Consider the following 327-nt stretch of genomic DNA (forward strand, 5'->3'; position numbering starts at 1 on the left):
CCGGCCCGGCGATCTCGCCCTTCAACGCCTGGGTGATGCTGAAGGCGCTGGAGACGCTGCCGCTGCGCGTGCGCCAGCAGGCCCACAACGCTGCGATCGTGGCGGATTGGCTCGCCGGCCGCCCCGGCCTGTCGCGCGTCATCTTCCCGGGCGCGAAGAACCATCCGCAGGCCGAGATCATCGCTCGCCAGATGACCGGCCCCTCGACGCTGGTCGCCTTCGAGGTCGAGGGTGGCAAGGACGCCGCCTTCCGTTTCCTCAACGGGCTAAAGCTGATCCGCATCTCCAACAATCTGGGCGACGCCAAGAGCCTGATCGTCCACCCGG

At 68.5% G+C, this 327-nt stretch carries 1 protein-coding gene; it reads left to right on the top strand.

The window, feature by feature from the left end:
• Positions 1-327, top strand: a 327-nt coding sequence (locus AX750_RS19705) for a PLP-dependent transferase (RefSeq protein WP_197432846.1), incomplete at both ends; no start/stop codon positions are given.

Source organism: Methylobacterium sp. CCH7-A2 (genome assembly GCF_001557075.1).
Taxonomy (GTDB): domain Bacteria; phylum Pseudomonadota; class Alphaproteobacteria; order Rhizobiales; family Beijerinckiaceae; genus Allobosea; species Allobosea massiliensis.